Here is a 16,556-nt window from a genome sequence, read left to right on the forward strand (position 1 = left end):
TCGGGCCAATCAGCCCTTGCTGGCCTCGTAGCGCGCCTTGTTCTCGGCGTTCGGCGGGTAGAGGCCCGGGAGCGCCGCGCCCTTGCCGACCTCCTCCATGATCCAGCCCTCGAAGCGCTCCTGCTCGGGGGCGAGTTCCATCACGGTGTCGATCAGGGCTGCTGGGATCAGTACGGCGCCGTCCTCGTCCACCACGATCACGTCGTCGGGGAACACCGCGACGCCGCCGCAGGCGATCGGTTGCTGCCATGCCACGAAGGTCAGGCCGGCCACGGAGGGCGGGGCCGCCGCACCCTGGCACCAGACCGGTAGGCCGGTGCCCAGGACCCCGGCGACGTCACGGACAACACCGTCCGTAACCAGGGCGGCGACGCCCTTCTTGGCCATGCGGGCGCACAAGATATCGCCGAAGATCCCGGCATCGGTGACGCCCATCGCGTCTACGACCGCGATGCAGCCGGCCGGCATCGCCTCGATCGCTGCGCGCGTTGAGGTCGGGGACGACCAAGATTCCGGGGTTGCAAGGTCCTCGCGGGCCGGGACGAAGCGCAGAGTGAAGGCCCGGCCGACGATCCGGGGCTGCCCCGGCCTCAACGGCCGCGTGCCGCGCAGCCAGACGTTGCGCAGCCCCTTCTTGAGCAGGATCGTCGTGATCGTGGCAGTGGTGACCTTCGAGAGGGTCTCGACGATCTGGGCGTCGCTCGACATCCGCGTATCCTTCCCGGCTGGGGCGGACGGTCTCGCCCGCTGCCGAGCGCTGTACCCGATTGGAATCCAATCGCGTACAGCCCCAGGTTACTGTCCTGCTGCGTTCTCTCCGCAGGGCCGGCTTCGACGGGAAGCTTACTGCTTCAGCCGGCGATCACACGGAACCGAAGCCTGCGTCAGTCGCAGGTCTCCTTCTTCACGGTCTTGGAATCCCCCGTCTCGTTTTCCTTGCGCACCGTCTTGGTGACGCAGCCGTCGCCGTGATCGTGGACGGTGACGGACTTCGACTCGGTGGCCGGACGGTCGACCACCACGGCGGGCCGGTCGCGCTCGATCACGGTGGTTTGAGCTTGGGCGGCGGCGCCGAGGCTGAGCAGGGCGGCGGCCGCGAGGAGGGTGGTGCGCATGCAAGGACTCCGGGTCCGATTTCGGTCCCGAGTAACGGCGGCGCCAGCTTGAGCGTTCCGCAATTTCTGATCGTTGGACACTATGCAAAAAAGCGGGCCGAACCCGTAAGCGAACGCGGCTCGGCCCACGCGCCGTTCGGCCTGGAACACGGCCGGAGCGACGCCGTCAAAGACCTCGGGACTGCCCTTCTTTCAAGAGCGGCGGACTACGTGCCGAGATCCGGACGGCTCAGCCGCCGGTCATCGGCGGGAAGAACGCGATCTCGCTGGCGCCCGCGATCTGCGCGTCCGGCTTGGCATGGGTTCGGTCGATGGCGGCGCGGACCACCCCCGGATCCTCGAAGGCGTAGGCGTATTCCTCGCCGCGCCCGCGCAGCCAGCCGACCAGATCGGTGACGGTGGCGACCTCCGGCGGCGGCGCCAGCTCTTCCTCGGCGCGGCCGATCCGCTCGCGGACCCAGGCGAAATAGACGAGCTTCATCGCGTCACCGTGCCGGAAAGGGATCGCCGCCCGCGCTCTCAGCGCGGATCGTCGATTACGTGCTTGATCCCGGCCCTCATGTAGTCCCAGCCGGTCCAGATCGTGAGGGCGGCGGCAAGCCACAGCAGGGCGAGGCCGATCGGCTCGGTGCCGGGCAGCACCCGCTCACCCGCGGGCCCGGCCACCAGGAAGCCGATGGCGACGAGCTGCACCGTCGTCTTCCACTTGGCGATCTTGCTGACCGGCACGCCGACCTTCAACTCGGCGAGATACTCGCGCAGGCCGGAGACCAGCACCTCCCGGCACAGGATCACGATCGCCGCCCAGATCGACGAGCCGACGATGGTGTGGTCCGCGGCGAGCATCAGCAGGCAGGCCGAGACCAGCAGCTTGTCGGCGATCGGGTCGAGCATCCGGCCGAGCGCGGAACTCTGGTGGTAGGTCCGCGCGACATAGCCGTCGAGGTAATCGGTGATCGCGGCCGCCACGAACACGCCCAGCGCCGTCCAACGCGCGGTGTGCGAGTCGGGCCAGAACAGCAAGGCGACCATCACCGGCACCGCGGCGAGCCGCCCGTAGGTCAGGCAATTCGCGAGCGTCCAGGCCGGCGACCGGCGTCGGGGAAGGACGGCGTTCATCGCGGGGGTGAAATCAGAGCTTGGCCCGGGCGTCAACGTCTCGACCGCGGGCGCGGCCGAGACGGCGGGATCCTCAGGCGCCGGCATGGAAGAAATCGTAGACGGCGCGGGCGGTCGCGGCGTTCACCCCGGGGGTTTTGGCCAGATCCTCGAAGGCGGCCCGCTCGATCGCCTTCACGGTCCCGAAATGGTGCAGCAGCGCGCGCTTGCGGCTGGGGCCGATGCCGGCGATCTCGTCCAGGGGATTCTTGATCATCTCACGCTTGCGCTTGGCCCTGTGGCTGCCGATGGCGAAGCGGTGGGCCTCGTCGCGCAGCCGCTGCACGAAGTAGAGGGTCGGGTCGCGCGGTGGAAGCTTGAACGGCGGCCGGCCCGGCACGAAAAACGTCTCGCGCCCGGCGTCCCGGTCGCGACCCTTGGCGATGCCAACCAGCGGGACGTCGGTCACGCCGATCTCGTCGAGCGCCGTGCGGGCGGCATCGAGCTGGCCCTTGCCGCCGTCGATCAGCACCAGATCCGGCCAGGCGGGAAACGCCTCGCTATCCTCGGCGGGCGCCGGGACCGGTTGCGCCTCCACGCCTTCGGCGGCCGCGACGGCGGCCTCGCGCTCGGTGCGCGGCGCTTCCTTGACGAGGCGCTTGAAGCGGCGCTGCAGGACTTCGCGCATCATGCCGTAATCGTCCCCCGGGGTGAGTTCCTCCGATTTGATGTTGAACGTGCGGTAATGCGTCTTCATGAACCCGGTCGGGCCCGCGACGATCATCCCGCCCACCGCGTTCGTGCCCATGATGTGCGAGTTGTCGTAGACCTCGATCCGCCGCGGCGTCCGGTCCATGCCGAAGGCCTGGCCCAGGGCCGTCAGCAGCTTGCCCTGCGAGGCGGTGTCGGCGAGCCGCCGGGCCAGCGCTTCCTTGGCGTTGCGCTGGGCATACTCGACGAGATTCTTCCGCTCGCTGCGGCTCGGTTTGTGGATCTCGACCCGGTAATCGACCCGGCTCGACAGGGCGGCGGCGACCAGCTCGGCATCCTCGATCGGGTGGCTGGTCAGCACCGTGCGGGGCGCGGGCTTGTCGTCGTAGAACTGGCTGATGAACGAGCCGAGCACTTCCTCCGGGGTCATCGACCGGTCGGCCTTCGGAAAGTAGGCGCGGTTGCCCCAGTTCTGGAAGTTCCGGAAGAAGAACACCTCGATGCAGAACTGCCCGGCCTGCTCGTCGAGGGCGAACACGTCGGCCTCCTCGACGCCCTGCGTGTTGACGCCCTGAACGCCCTGGATCGCCGAGAGCGCCGCGATCCGGTCCCGGTAGCGGGCGGCGCGCTCGAACTCCATCGCCTCGGACGCCTCCTGCATCTCGGCGCGCATCCGGTCCTTCACTGCGTTGGACTTGCCCGCGAGGAACGCGCGCGCCGCATCCGCCATCGCGGCGTAATCGTCGGTCCCGATCTCGCCCGTGCAGGGGCCGGAGCAGCGCTTGATCTGGAACAGCAGGCAGGGCCGGCTGCGGTTCTCGTAATAGCTGTCGGTGCAGGTGCGCAGCAGGAAGGCGCGCTGGAGGGCGTTCACCGTGCGGTTGACCGCCCAGACGCTGGCGAAGGGGCCGTAGTAATTGCCCTTCCGGCGCCGCGCGCCCCGGTGCTTCACGATCTGCGGCGCCGGGCCGTCGGCGGTGACCAGGATGTAGGGGAAGGACTTGTCGTCCCGCATCAGCACGTTGAAGCGGGGCTTCAACTGCTTGATCAGGTTGGCTTCGAGGAGCAGCGCCTCGGTCTCGGTGGCGGTGGTGACGAACTCCATCGCCGCCGTCTGGGAGATCATCCGGGCGATGCGGTTCGAATGCGCCTGGCCCCGTGCGTAGGAGCCGACGCGCGCTTTCAGGTTCTTGGCTTTGCCAACATAGAGGACGTCGCCGCGATGATCGAACATCCGGTAGACGCCGGGGGAGTTCGGCAGCGTCGACCAGAAGCGCCGGATCACCTCGGTGCCGGCCAGGACCGCCCCCGGCTCGAAGTCGAAATCGATCTCGGGCGAATCCTCGCCGGAAAGCCCGGCCTCGGGCTCGTCGGCGCTCTCGTCCCGCTCGGCGTCGCGGCCGTCGTCGAAGGTGTCGGGGGGCAGGTCTGAGAGGGCTCTGCGGTTCATACCGCAGATCTAAGCGTTCCTGGCCCCGAGGGGGACCGGGTCGGCCGACAAAATTGCCGCGCCGACCCCGCCGGGCCGAATCAGTCGAACAGCGAGTCGATGTCGTTCTGGTCGACGTGCCCCGGATCGTCGTCGAGCTTCGGCCCGTTGAGCAGGCTGCTCTCGTCGTCAAGCGCGGTCGGGACCGGCATGACGGTGATGAGATCGCGGAAGCTGTCCAGCTGCGTCCAGGCCGTGATCAGCCGATCGAGGTGCTCCTCGATGAACTTCATCACCCCGACGATCTTGTTGATCCGCTGGCCGGTCAGATCCTGGAAGTTGCAGGCCTCGTAGGCCGAGATCACCCGCTCCTGGATGATGTCGACATGCTGCTTCATGCCCGGCGGCAGATTCGCCGTGTACAGCATGCCGGCATTCGTCTCGATCTCCTCGACCGCGTTGAGCAGCTGCGTCGTGGCGCGCTCGGTCGATTCGACCACGGCGTCGAGCTCGTCCGCCGCCCGGCGCATGCCCTTGCCGCTGTTCTCCGAGCGGTGGAGCGTCGCCAGTTCCGACTTGGTCCGGGTGATCGCCTCCTTCATCAGGTCGAGTTCGGAGCGCATCGCCAGGGCGTCGTGCAGCTCCCGCCGGCAGGTCTCGATCGTCTCGTCCGCGCTCATCTGGGTGATGCGGCGCAGGTCCAGGATCGCGTTCAGGATTTGATCCAGCCGCTCATTTGAGACCTCCGGACTCGGGGCAGTGGGCAAAACCGCGGGAAGCCCGAGGCTGTCTTCAATGCGATAGCGCTTCTGGGTCATCGTCGGGGCGTGAGCCTTCAGGATCTGTGATACGAACTCTCTACCACAATCGGTTAGCGGACTGTGACTGCCAAGCTCCCTGGCCGTCGATTTCTACGCGGGCCGGACGTTTGACCTATCGGTGGTTGTGGCACGCGGTGATTTACTAGCGATTCACGCTAATCACGCGCGGTCGGGGAGAGCGACGGACACCCGGCGTGATTCACCATGTTGATTCATCGGAATGGCCGCTCGCCGACGGATCGTTCGCGAATCGGGGCCTGTGCCCCCCGCGGGAGCGTCCGACGATGCGTGGTTCGGTCCGTCTTGGTCTCTGTGCAATCGTGGTCTCGGGGCCGTTGTGCGTCCCCGCGGTCGCGCAGCAGGCGCGTTATGCCGAAAGCGGCGGCTATGGCGGCGGCCTGATCGAGTATCTGATGACCGGGCAAGCCGGGGGAAGGGGCCGCGGCTGGCCGCAGCGCGCAACGGCTCCGCAGCGGGTCGCGGCGTATTCCGGCGAGCTGCTGCCCGCCGAGCCGGAGCCGCTCCAGGCCGTTCCGCCACAACAGGCCTACGGCGTGCCGCAGGCGGATCCGGCCCGCATCGCCCGGGAGGTCGGTCCGGAATACCGCCGCCAAGAGGTGGCGTTCGCCGGGCCGCAACGCCCCGGGACCATCGTGATCGATACCGCGGCCAAGCACCTCTATCTCGTGCAGCCCGGGCAGCGGGCGTTGCGCTACGGCATCGGGGTCGGCCGTCCGGGCTTCGCCTGGAGCGGCCTCAAGACCGTCAGCCGCAAGGCCGAATGGCCGGACTGGATCCCGCCCGCCGAGATGCTCGCCCGCCGGCCCGATCTGCCACGACACATGGCGGGCGGCCCGGACAACCCGCTGGGCGCCCGCGCCCTCTATCTCGGCTCATCGCTCTACCGCATCCACGGCACCAACGAGCCGGGGACGATCGGCCAATCGGTCTCCTCGGGCTGCATCCGGATGATGAACGAGGATGTGGTGGACCTCTACGACCGCGTCCCGGTGGGAACCCGCGTCGAGGTTCTTTGAGAGCCGATCGGATCGGCGTTTCCATCCTCGACCTCCGCCCTGCGCGGCGCGAACCGCGACGGGCTTCTGCCTCAACGCCCTCTGCCGCCGCCATATCGGTCCGAAGGCCATCGAACGTCTTCGGCCCTTTTGCGGCTGTTCGCAGACGAGCGGCGCGTGGTGCTCCTCGCTGTCAGGCCGTCTTTGCCTAAGATGATGCGTCACGGCCGACCCAAATCTGTAGGCTTGTTGCCAAGAATCGGCCGACGTCTTTGCCTTGATCGATGACCTGTACGCGGGCTAAATGAATGATCAGAGGCATAATATTGAATTAGTTTGATTATAAACTGGAGCTGCCGACATATCTCCGGACCTGAGCGCCCCCGCATTGCGGCTGGGTGTCCAGCGCCGCCACGGTGCAAACGATGCCGCAGGCGCTGAGCCGGTCAGCTGTCGGCGATATCGGCGTGCGCGTCGGCAGATCCCTGTCCGGCTTCCGGCCGCTGGCGCCGTTCTTCTGCCTGTACATGACCTTCGGCGCCACGCTCGGCTTCCTGTCCGGGGGCGCGCCGCTGATCCTGCGGGTCCGGGGCCTGGAACTGGCCGAGGTCGGGCTGCTGCAGCTCATCAACCTGCCGGTGGGGCTGACCTTCCTGTGGGCCGCGGCCCTCGACCGGATCCGCATGCCGTTCCTCGATCACCGGGTCGGGTGGATCGTGGTGGCGCAGGGCATGACGGTGCTCCTGCTCGGCACCCTGAGCTTCGGCGAGCACTGGCCGTTGCCGGCGCTGCTCCTGTTGGCAATCGCAGCCTGTGCCTGCGTCGCCACCATGGATATTGCGCTGGAGGCGCTGGTCGTCGAGACCGTGCCGGCCGAGCGGCGCGCCTTCGTCGCCTCGGCCAAGCTCTGTGGCGCGTCCCTCGGCGGCATCCTGGGCGTCGGCGTGCTCGTCGGGTCCTACGATCTTCTGGGATGGCGCGTGGCGGTCCTGGCCTGCGCGGCGCTCGACGCCCTGTGTCTTCTGCCGATCCTCTTCTACCCGGAGGCGCGTCTCCATGGAGTCGGCGGTGCACCGGACCGCTGGTCGGGCTCGTTCGCACGCCTGCGCGCCCTCGCGACACGCATTCTGGTGCTCGGCGCTTATTTCGCCGCCGCCTACCTCCTGTCGGGACCCAACACCCTGGCGCTGCTCGACCTCGGCGTGTCGCTGGCGCAAGTCGGCTTCCTGACCGGAACCGTCCTGCCGGCGGTCAACTTGGTCATGGCGCTTGTCGCGGGCGGCCTCGCGGCACGCTTCGGCACGGTGCGGCTGATCGCCCTGGGGGCGTTCGGCGTCCTCGTCTCCGGCGGCCTGATGGCGGCAGCCTGCGTCGCAGAGTCCGTCGAGCTTGCGGTCGCCGCGACCATCCTGAACTTCCTCTGCGGCGGGATCCTGGGCGTGCCCGTATTCAACATGATCTACCGCTGGGCGCAGGGGCCGCGGCCGGCCACGGATTACGCCCTGCTGTTCGGTGCGGCCTTCTTCGCGGCGATGCCCCTGCGGGTCGCCGCCCCCGCCCTGGCGGGGTGGGTCGGATGGCCGGGCTATTTCGGGGCGACGCTGCCGCTCTACGCGGCCGCGGTGGCGTGGCTCGTGATCGCGGTGGATCGGACCCTGCGAGCCGATAAGGGGAAACCCCGATGATCGCCGAAATCGCCGCGCGCGTTCCCGATTCTCTAGCCGCCTACCGGGACGGCGTCGCTGTCGGCCCCGGCGATGCCTCGGCCCTGCCCGTGGCGGCGCTGCGCGACCCGGTGGTGTTCGACACCACGCTGTCGGCCTTCGGGGCCGGGTATGGGCCGGTCGACCGGCGCGTGCTCGTCTCGTACTGGAGTCAGTTCTATCTGGCTGCCCTCGCCACGCCGGCCCTGACCGCTCTGGTTTGCCTCGGCCGCCCCCTGCCGCTCGCCTTCGACACGACGCGCCTCGAACTCGATGCCGCCGGACGCCCCGCCCGCCTGCTGGTGCCGGCGGAGACCCCGGATTGCCGGTCCGGTTGCGCGCTCGGCCTCGCCGGGCTGGTCGAGGATCATCTGCGCCCCTTCGTCGAGATGTGCCACGCCCGGTGCGGGATCGCCCCCCGGGTCCTGTGGGGCAACGCCGCGGTGATCCTCGAGTACGTCGCCGGGGAGTTGGGTTGCGGAGACGAGCCCACCTGCGCGGTCGCCGCGACGCGGCTCGGATGGCGCGGTGCGCTCGCCTGCGGTAGGAACCCCCTCGCGCAGGCGCTGTGCGCCGAGGCGTCGGGCTGCCGGCGGCGACGCGTCTGCTGCCTGCGTCATCGCCTCCCCGGCGTTCCCTCCTGCGGGACGCTCTGCCCCCTCGAATGCGCCAGCGCGCGCTGATCCGCCCCCATGCTGAAGGCCTTCCTCGCTTATTACCGGCCGCACCGGGCGCTATTCCTGATGGATTTCGGCTGCGCCGTGCTGTCCGGCCTGCTGGAGCTCGGCTTCCCGATCGCGGTGAAGACCTTCGTCGACCAGCTGCTGCCGCAGCAGGATTGGAGCCTGATCGTGCTGGCGGCCTGCGGCCTCGCCCTGGTCTACGTGGCCAATGCCGGCCTGATGGTGGTGGTGACCTATTGGGGCCACGTGCTCGGCATCAACATCGAGACCACAATGCGGGCCCGGGCGTTCGACCACCTGCAGAAACTGTCGTTCCGGTTCTACGACGGGCAGAAGACCGGTCACCTCGTCGCCCGGGTGACCAAGGATCTGGAGGAGATCGGCGAGGTCGCCCATCATGGCCCCGAGGACCTGTTCATCGCCGTGATGACGCTGATCGGCGCCTTCGCCCTGATGGTCTGGGTCCACCCGACCCTGGCGCTGATCACCGGCGCGATCCTGCCGGTCATCGCCTTCGTGAGCCTGCGCTACGGCGGGCGCCTGACCCGCAATTGGCAGACGCAGTATGGCCGGGTCGGCGCCTTCAATGCCCGCATCGAGGAGAATGTCGGCGGGATGCGGGTCGTGCAGGCTTTCGCCAACGAGCAGCACGAACGCGCCCTGTTCGCCCGGGACAACGCCCGCTACCGAGACACCAAGCTCGAAGCCTACCGGCTGATGGCGGCCAGCTTGTCGATCAACTATCTCGGCTTGCGGCTCGTCCAGATCGCGGTGCTGCTCGGCGGCGCGGCCTTCGTGGTGCGCGGCGACCTGACGGCCGGCGGCTTCGTCGGTTTCCTCCTGCTGGTCGGGGTTTTCTACCGCCCGCTGGAGAAGATCAGCGCGGTGATCGAGACCTATCCCAAGGGCGTCGCGGGCTTCCGCCGCTACCAGGAACTCCTCGCCAACGAGCCCGATATCGTCGACCGTCCGGATGCGGTCGAGGTGCAGGCCCTGCGCGGGGACATCCGCTTCGAGAACGTCAGCTTCGGCTACGAGAGCGGCCGCCCGATCTTCACCGGCCTCGACCTGACGATCGCGGCCGGGGAGACGGTCGCGTTCGTCGGCCCCTCGGGCGTCGGCAAGACCACCCTCTGCGCGCTGCTGCCGCGCTTCTACGAGGTCGCGGCCGGCCGGGTGACGGTCGATGGCATCGACGTGCGCGCCCTGACCCTGGCGTCCCTGCGGCGGCAGATCGGCATCGTGCAGCAGGACGTGTTCCTGTTCGCCGGCACGATCCGCGAGAACATCGCCTATGGCCGCCTCGATGCGACCGAGGCCGAGATCGACCAGGCTGCCCGCCGCGCCCGGCTCGGCGCGCTCATCGACAGCCTGCCCGCCGGGCTCGACACGGTGGTGGGCGAGCGCGGCGTGCGGTTGTCGGGGGGGCAGAAGCAGCGCATCGCCATCGCCCGGGTGTTCCTCAAGAACCCGCCGATCCTGATCCTCGACGAGGCGACCTCCGCCCTCGACACGCAGACCGAGCGCGAGATCCAGCAGGCGCTGGCAGATCTGGCGCAGGGGCGTACGACCCTGGTCATCGCCCATCGGCTGGCGACCATCCGCGACGCCGACCGCATCGTCGTCCTGGGCGAGGACGGCATCGTCGAGCAGGGGCGGCACGCGGCGCTGCTCGACGCCGGCGGCATCTATCGCCGCCTCCACGCGGCGCAATTCGGCTCGGCGGGTGAGGATGGCGTGTCCGCGACCGCGGCGGAGTGAGGCTCGGCCTCATCCGTCATTGCGAGCGCAGCGAAGCAACCTAGGGATCCGCGACGTTCTGGTAGCACGCGGCACTGGGTTGCTTTGCTGCGCTCGCAATGACCGCACAGGATGATTGCCGTATCCGGCGATCGCTACATCAGAACTTCCGCCAGAATGAACGGCACCTCGCCTGGGATCTCGCGGGCCAGGAAGCCGATGCCGCCGTAGCGGCGCGCGAGGCGGCGGCCGGCTTCTCCGTGGGTGTAGACGCTCCACAGGGCCGCCGCTTCCGGCTCGGCGCCGCGGGCCAGCAAGCCGACGACGAGGCCCGCGAGCGTGTCGCCGGAGCCCGAAGTGGCCAATCCGACATGGCCGACCTCGTAGCACCAGGCGCGGCCATCCGGGGAGACGATATGGGTCGACCCGCCCTTCATCACCGTGACCGTGCCGAAACGCTCGGTCGCGCGCCGCGCCGCCGCGAGGGGATCCGCCTCGATCGCCTCGCGCTCCTCGCCCAAGAGCTGCGCCATTTCGCCGGCATGGGGGGTGATGATCGCCGGCTTGGACAGGCCGCGCGTCAGGTCCGGATCGGCGCGCAACGCCGCAAGGGCGCCGGCATCGAGGACGAGGCCGGCCTTGCCGGCCCCCCGGACCAGGGCGCCGGTCACGCCCTCGGCATCGGCATCCTCGGACATGCCGGGGCCGACCAGCACCGCATCGACGCGCTCGGCCCGTTTCGCGAGGTCGTCGGCGCAGGTGCGGGCGATGCCGCCATCCTCCGTCTGCGACAGGCCGACGACCAGGGCCTCCGGCACGGCGATCCCGATCGGGATCGCTAGGTCCCGGCAGATCGCGAGCTGCAGCTTGCCGGCACCGGCCCGGAGCGCGGCATGCGCCGCCAGCAGGACGGCGCCCGGCAGGCTCGTACATCCGGCGACGATGAGGATGCGGCCGCGACCATCCTTGCTGTCGCCGTCCGGCTCGGGCGGAGCCATGCTCCGCAGGACATGTTCGGTAATCGGCGTGACGGTGCTCATGGACTCCCCGTTCGCCACACGCCGCCTGGGCGCCGGATCAGGTCGCGGCCGCGTCGGCGTCTGGTTCGGAGGTAACGGGGGCGCCCTCGGCCTCAAGGGGTGCGACGAAGTTGTAGCGGACCAGCGCGAACCCACCGCCGGGGGCGGCCGAAGCCGAGAACGCGTATTCCGTGACACCGCAATTGAGCACGTCGCCCTCGGCATCGACGGCCAGGATCTCGGCTTCGGTCATCTCCTCCAGCAGGTAGCGCAGGCACAGCACCACGACCTGATGGGCGACGAGCAGGATCCGGCGGCCGGCATGGTGCAGGCCGATCGTGTCGAGGGCGCTGCGCAGGCGCAAGATCACGTCGCACCAGCTCTCGCCGCCCGGCGGCCGATGGTAGAACTTGCCGAGTTCGCTGCGCAGCTCGGCCTGTTCGGGATGGATTTGCTCGATCCCGACGCGGGTCAGCCGGTCCAGGATGCCGAACTCTTTCTCGCGCAGGCGCTCATCGATCAGGAGTCGCGGCGTGCCGGAGGCGAGGCCGCCCGCCCCGCGGATCGCCTCGGCGGTCTCGACCGCGCGCCGATAGGGCGAGGCGAGGACGAGGTCCGGCCGTTCGTCGTCGGGCAGGCTCGCGAACCAGCGTCCGAGCGCCTCCGCCTGCCGGTGACCGAGCGCGCTGAGCGGTACGTCCACGTCCCGTTCCGGGATGTCGATGCGCGCGGCACCCGCGGCCTGGGCGGCGTCGCGGGCGACGTTGCCGGAACTCTCGCCATGGCGCACGACCCACAGGCGCAGCGGGTGTCTCTGGGGCACGCAGATCTCCTGGAGGGCCGTCGGCTCGACTGGTCGGAACGTCGGGTCGGGATTCCCGTTCCGGCGACCAGGCGTTCGCCTTCGATCAGCGCCTAACGGCCAGGGCTTCACCCAGCAGGTCGAGCAGGCCTCCGGCGAAGGCCCGCATGTTCGCGACCCGGTCCGCATTGCCGGTCTCCAGGGTGAGGAACAGCTCGACGGGCCCACTCACGGCTAGGCAGGTATGACCGGCCGCATCGCCGTAGCGATTGCCGCTCGGGCCGGCGGCCCCGGTCTCGGCGAGGCCCCAGGTGGCGCCGTGCCGCGCCCGGACGGTCCGGGCGAGGAGCTGCGCATAGCCTTCGGAGGCCGAGCGCAGGCCGGTCATCGCGGCCTCGTCGATGCCGAGGAGCGCAGCGCGGGCCGCCGCCGTGTAGACCACGGCGCCCCCGAGGAAATACGCGCTGGCGCCGGGGACCGACAGGAGCGCCGCCGCCACGAGGCCGCCGGAAGACGATTCCGAGACCGCCAAGGTCTCTTTGCGTGCGATGAGCGCCGCTCCCAGGGTCGCGGCCCTCGGCAGCAGATCGTGCATGATGGATCCTCCGCGGTGCCGCGCCGGCTAGGCGCGGGATTGCGGCCAGGTTTCGATCGTCTCGCCGCCGGAGCGGAGTTCGACCCGGTGCGCATGCGCCGCGTCCCGCGATCGGCACAGGTCGATGGCCGACGCGAAGCGGGTCCGGGCGGCGACCGCGGTCTCGACATCCTCCGAAAAGACCTCCTGGTCGTCGCGGAAGGTCACCACCCGGAAGGGCGGGTGCTGTTTCAGGTCGCTGGTTTCCATGGCTGTCGGCTCCGATCGGATCATATCGCCGGCGGTAAGCGCCCGGCGACACGGATCGTTGCGCCTCAAGCTGCGCGCCCTGCGCGAGGCCACGGTTCATTAACCCTACACTCGTAGCCCGGAGGCTCCTCAACACGCGTGGGTGTCATGCCGAGACTGGGCCAGATCATCGCCGACGGTTTGGCCCTCGTCCTGGTCGGTGCCGGCTTGACCGCCATCGTCGTGGGCTACGAGCGCAACCTTCCGGAGCCTGTGCCGCAGGTCGCCGAATACGTGTCGGATTGGGCGGATCCGGTGACCACCGGCTCGATCACGCCGCGGAACGAGGAAGCCTCGGCCGGCGCGGCCTCGCCCCGGCCGAACTGGACCATCGATGACATGACCCGGCCCTCGGGGCCGGGCGCGCGGGTCTGGACCGATCCGCCGCGCCGGTAATCGGACCTGCCGCGAACATCACCACATCCGCGACGAACAGACCGCACTCAGCCGCGTTGCCCTCATGAGCCCGAAGACGGGCCGATTTGAGGAAACGCACATGCGCATGAAGACTTACGGCCTCGCGGCCGCTCTCGCCGTCGCCCTGACCGGAACCGCCTACGCCCAGCAACCGGCCGGCGGCGGCAGCGCCACCGGCAACATGAACAATCCTGGCTCGGTGAAGAGCAACGGCCAGAAGGCCAATGAGGGTGCGACCGGTGCGACGACCGGCTCGACCACAGGTGCTGCCGGCGCCGCGACCGTACCGGGGACTGGCACCGCGCGGCCCGGCGTCGGTGCCGGCACCAGCACCACCGCGCCTGCGCGATAGCCGCACCGTCGGAACCGAGGCCAATGGCCTCGGTTGCCGGCCCATGTCTCGTTTCCTGTTCCCAGCCGCGATCACACTCATTCTGGCGAGCGTCGCTTTCGCCCACTGGGAGCATTCGGCGGCTGCGCCGACGCTGGCGACCCAGGAAAGCCCAAGCTCGGACAGTAATGTTGGCTCGTCTGCGACGCCGATGCCGCCGCCCAGCCGAGACAAGGGGCAGTAGAGGCTTCCGCGAAGATCGATCCCACGCCGCGCCTGATCCCCGTCGAGCGGGTCCAACGCGGTGCCGGCGATGGCGCTTAGCCGGTCGATGACTCGGCTGTCGGACGGCCGGCTTCGCTCGCCTCCTGGATCTCCTCCAGGCGCCCCGTCGCGACGTGGTACAGGAAGCCGTAGATCGGGATATGGCCCGGCACGAGCGGGTGAGCGCGGATCCGGCGCACGTCGGACGCGACGCTGCCATACCGGTCGGGGATCGTCAGCCAGTCGATGCTGCGCCCGGCCGCCGAGCCGCCGCCATGGCGCGGGTTCGACCACGTCGTCCCGTCGAACTGGGCGGTCTCCAGGTTGTCCTCGAGCAGGTCGCCGATCACCGCATCGGTGAACAGCTCCATGCCGCAATTGGTGTGGTGAATCACGAACCACGTCGCCGTGCCGAGGAGCTTGTGCGAGATCACCAGCGAGCGGATCGCGTCGTCGCTGGCCCGGCCGCCCGCGTTGCGGATCACGTGAGCGTCGCCCTCCGCGAGGCCGGCATATTTCGCCGGGTCGAGCCGTGCATCCATGCAGGTGAGGATGGCAAAGCGCCGAGCCGGTGGGAGGGCGAGGTCGCCCTTGTCGAAGGCCGCGGCATAGCGCGCATTGGCGGCCAGCACCGCCTCGCGGATCGGCTCGCGCTCGGTCGGTTCAGGCATGGGGCGAACGCTCGCGCAGGTGACAGGGTAGGTCCACGAGATGCGCGGCGAGGTCGGCGTAGGTGAGAACGCCGCCATTGAGCATCGGGAATGCGAGCGGCGGCCTCTGAGCTGCAGGCTGTTCTCCAGCGGGCAGAGCGGCGCCCGGGAAGAGGCGGGCGAAGCGGGCGAGGAGCCGGGTCATAGTCAGGCCGCCTGCGCCACGGTGCCGGCCGCGGCCAGCGCCTGGTCGAGATCGGCCAGCAGGTCGTCGATATGCTCCAGGCCGACCGAGAGCCGCACATAGCCATCCGAGACCCCCGTGGCCTTGAGCGCTTCGGGCCCGAGCTGGGAATGGGTCGTGCTGGCCGGATGGATCGCGAGGCTGCGCGCGTCGCCGATATTGGCCACGTGGTAGAACAGCCGCAGCGCATCGATGAAGCGCCGTCCCGCCGCGCGCCCCGCCGCCAGCTCGAATCCGACGAGGCCGCCATAGCCGCCCGTCAGCACCGCATCCGCCCGGGCGCGCGCCGCGCCGGTCTGGAGCGACGAGTGGATCACCCGCACCACCTCCGGCCGGTCCTTCAGCCACGTCGCGATCGCCTCCGCGTTGCGGCTGTGGCGCTCGATCCGCAGCGGCAGCGTTTCCAGCCCCTGGAGCGTCAGGAAGGCGTTGAGCGGCGAGACCGCCGGGCCGAGATCGCGCAGCAGCCGCACCCGGGCGCGCAGGACGTAGGCCACCGGCCCGATCGGCTGTGCCGCCTCGGTCCAGATCGCACCGTGATAGCTCGCATCCGGCGTGTTGAGATTGGGCTGCCGCACCGGATGGGCGGCCCAGTCGAAGCGGCCGCCGTCGATGATCGCCCCGCCGATGGCGATGCCGTGGCCCGCGATGTACTTGGTGGTCGAGTAGACCACGATGGCCGCGCCGTGGTCGAATGGGCGTGCCAGCAGCGGCGCGGCGGTGTTGTCGACGATGAGCGGGATGCCGAGCGGCCGGCCGATCTCCGCCACCTCGCGGATCGGGAAGACCGCCAGCTTCGGGTTCGGCAGGGTCTCGGCGTAGTAGGCCCGCGTGCGTTCGTCTGTGGCGCGGGCGAAGGCCTGCGGATCGGCGGGATCGACGAAGCGCACCTCGATGCCTTGTTCAGACAAGGTGTTGGCGAACAGGTTCCAGGTGCCGCCGTAGAGATCGGTCGAGGAGACGATGTTGTCGCCGGCCCGGGCCAGGTTCTGCACGGCCAGCGCCGAAGCCGCCTGGCCGGAGGCGAGGGCGAGCGCCGCCGCGCCGCCTTCGAGGGCCGCGAGGCGCTGCTCCAGCACATCCACAGTTGGGTTGCCGACACGCGTGTAGATGTTGCCGAGCTCCTTCAGGGCGAACAGGTTCTCGGCGTGGTCCGTGTCGTGGAACTGGTACGAGGTCGTCTGGTGGATCGGCACCGCCACCGAGCCGCTCGACGGATCGGCCCGCCAGCCGGCATGAAGGGCGAGCGTCTCGGGCTTGGCATGGGTCAGGTCCTGGCTCGGCACGGGACGGCTCCTGATCGATCTGGACGCGGCAGAGTGCTCGGATCGCGCAGTCCATCGTTCCTCCGACACAGGAGCGGGTCAATAAAACGAGATCATCGATTTTCAGTGAGTCTGGGAAATTCGAACCCTCGCTCAGCTTGAGTTTGGAAATGCGATTTTTTCGGACTTCGACGCGGCGTGCGCGAAAGCTTCGGCCGCGGAAAGTCTTTTGCGCACTAGGCCGTGGTGATGCCGCGATCTACCGTCCGCTCCAGCGAGTCATCGACGAGCGCCGCTGCGCCACGATGATTCCCACCGGCGCCGCCTGATGCGTGGCCCGGGCCGCCCGCCCGCGCAGACATGCA

19 protein-coding genes are annotated in these 16,556 nt (G+C 69.3%); 6 read left to right on the top strand and 13 right to left on the bottom strand.

Annotation, left to right across the window (positions count from 1 at the left end):
• Positions 1-9 precede the first annotated feature (9 nt).
• The 6 genes from BM228_RS23270 to BM228_RS23295 all read right to left on the bottom strand — a co-directional run bounded on the left by BM228_RS23270 (position 10) and on the right by BM228_RS23295 (position 5,171).
• Positions 10-708 carry a ribonuclease activity regulator RraA gene (locus tag BM228_RS23270; protein WP_092044341.1) on the bottom strand — a complete coding sequence of 233 codons (699 nt, stop codon included), beginning with the start codon at positions 706-708 and terminating at the stop codon, positions 10-12.
• A gap of 176 nt (positions 709-884) precedes the next feature.
• The gene (locus tag BM228_RS23275) at positions 885-1,115 is read right to left on the bottom strand and encodes a hypothetical protein (protein ID WP_092044343.1); all 231 of its coding nucleotides are present in this window, start codon (positions 1,113-1,115) and stop codon (positions 885-887) included.
• Positions 1,116-1,344: 229 nt separating this feature from the next.
• Positions 1,345-1,596: a molybdopterin converting factor subunit 1 gene (gene moaD / locus BM228_RS23280; RefSeq protein ID WP_092044344.1), complete on the bottom strand. Its 252-nt coding sequence runs from the start codon at positions 1,594-1,596 to the stop codon at positions 1,345-1,347.
• A 38-nt stretch (positions 1,597-1,634) separates the two neighbouring features.
• Complete coding sequence (gene pgsA / locus BM228_RS23285; protein WP_167367801.1) at positions 1,635-2,234, bottom strand: CDP-diacylglycerol--glycerol-3-phosphate 3-phosphatidyltransferase; 600 nt, start codon at positions 2,232-2,234, stop codon at positions 1,635-1,637.
• A gap of 73 nt (positions 2,235-2,307) precedes the next feature.
• Positions 2,308-4,374 (bottom strand): excinuclease ABC subunit UvrC, encoded by a 2,067-nt coding sequence (gene uvrC / locus BM228_RS23290; protein WP_092044347.1) that lies wholly within the window; start codon positions 4,372-4,374, stop codon positions 2,308-2,310.
• Between the two features lie 80 nt (positions 4,375-4,454).
• The gene (locus BM228_RS23295) at positions 4,455-5,171 is read right to left on the bottom strand and encodes a protein phosphatase CheZ (protein WP_092044349.1); all 717 of its coding nucleotides are present in this window, start codon (positions 5,169-5,171) and stop codon (positions 4,455-4,457) included.
• 287 nt (positions 5,172-5,458) lie between these two features.
• On the opposite strand from BM228_RS23295, the gene BM228_RS23300 reads away from it, so the two are divergent.
• From BM228_RS23300 to BM228_RS23315, 4 genes are all read left to right on the top strand, one after another.
• Entirely contained in the window at positions 5,459-6,211 is a 753-nt protein-coding gene (locus BM228_RS23300; protein WP_208612083.1) for a L,D-transpeptidase, read from the top strand.
• A gap of 404 nt (positions 6,212-6,615) precedes the next feature.
• Positions 6,616-7,875, top strand: coding sequence for an MFS transporter (locus tag BM228_RS23305; RefSeq protein WP_092044426.1), 1,260 nt, complete (start codon positions 6,616-6,618; stop codon positions 7,873-7,875).
• Positions 7,872-8,576, top strand: a complete 705-nt coding sequence (gene fhuF, locus BM228_RS23310) for a siderophore-iron reductase FhuF (protein WP_092044351.1) — start codon at positions 7,872-7,874, stop codon at positions 8,574-8,576. The genes BM228_RS23305 and fhuF overlap by 4 nt, the downstream gene beginning before the upstream one ends.
• A gap of 9 nt (positions 8,577-8,585) precedes the next feature.
• Positions 8,586-10,337, top strand: a complete 1,752-nt coding sequence (locus BM228_RS23315) for an ABC transporter ATP-binding protein (protein ID WP_092044352.1) — start codon at positions 8,586-8,588, stop codon at positions 10,335-10,337.
• Positions 10,338-10,471: 134 nt separating this feature from the next.
• On the opposite strand, the gene BM228_RS23320 is transcribed toward BM228_RS23315, so the two are convergent.
• The 4 genes from BM228_RS23320 to BM228_RS23335 form a co-directional block, all read right to left on the bottom strand.
• Complete coding sequence (locus tag BM228_RS23320; protein WP_092044354.1) at positions 10,472-11,356, bottom strand: NAD(P)H-hydrate dehydratase; 885 nt, start codon at positions 11,354-11,356, stop codon at positions 10,472-10,474.
• Between the two features lie 37 nt (positions 11,357-11,393).
• Positions 11,394-12,158 carry a histidine phosphatase family protein gene (locus tag BM228_RS23325; protein WP_092044355.1) on the bottom strand — a complete coding sequence of 255 codons (765 nt, stop codon included), beginning with the start codon at positions 12,156-12,158 and terminating at the stop codon, positions 11,394-11,396.
• Between the two features lie 85 nt (positions 12,159-12,243).
• Positions 12,244-12,732, bottom strand: a complete 489-nt coding sequence (locus BM228_RS23330) for a CinA family protein (RefSeq protein WP_092044357.1) — start codon at positions 12,730-12,732, stop codon at positions 12,244-12,246.
• 27 nt (positions 12,733-12,759) lie between these two features.
• Positions 12,760-12,981, bottom strand: coding sequence for a hypothetical protein (locus tag BM228_RS23335; RefSeq protein WP_092044428.1), 222 nt, complete (start codon positions 12,979-12,981; stop codon positions 12,760-12,762).
• Between the two features lie 147 nt (positions 12,982-13,128).
• On the opposite strand from BM228_RS23335, the gene BM228_RS23340 reads away from it, so the two are divergent.
• Positions 13,129-13,416 (top strand): hypothetical protein, encoded by a 288-nt coding sequence (locus BM228_RS23340; RefSeq protein WP_092044358.1) that lies wholly within the window; start codon positions 13,129-13,131, stop codon positions 13,414-13,416.
• A 100-nt stretch (positions 13,417-13,516) separates the two neighbouring features.
• Positions 13,517-13,789, top strand: a complete 273-nt coding sequence (locus BM228_RS23345; protein ID WP_092044360.1) for a hypothetical protein — start codon at positions 13,517-13,519, stop codon at positions 13,787-13,789.
• Between the two features lie 299 nt (positions 13,790-14,088).
• Here the strand turns inward: BM228_RS23345 and BM228_RS23350 are convergent, their stop codons facing one another.
• From BM228_RS23350 to BM228_RS23355, 3 genes are read right to left on the bottom strand one after another with little or no spacing between them, the layout of a single operon-like run.
• A complete protein-coding gene (locus BM228_RS23350; protein WP_092044361.1) occupies positions 14,089-14,703 on the bottom strand; it encodes a beta-class carbonic anhydrase in 615 nt (204 codons plus the stop codon).
• Positions 14,696-14,887, bottom strand: a complete 192-nt coding sequence (locus tag BM228_RS33980; RefSeq protein ID WP_139234171.1) for a hypothetical protein — start codon at positions 14,885-14,887, stop codon at positions 14,696-14,698. The genes BM228_RS23350 and BM228_RS33980 overlap by 8 nt, the downstream gene beginning before the upstream one ends.
• Positions 14,888-14,889: 2 nt before the next feature.
• On the bottom strand, positions 14,890-16,212 hold the full coding sequence (locus tag BM228_RS23355; protein ID WP_092044363.1) for an O-acetylhomoserine aminocarboxypropyltransferase/cysteine synthase family protein: 1,323 nt from the start codon (positions 16,210-16,212) through the stop codon (positions 14,890-14,892).
• Positions 16,213-16,556: the final 344 nt, after the last annotated feature.

The organism is Methylobacterium pseudosasicola (assembly GCF_900114535.1).
Lineage (GTDB): Bacteria > Pseudomonadota > Alphaproteobacteria > Rhizobiales > Beijerinckiaceae > Methylobacterium > Methylobacterium pseudosasicola.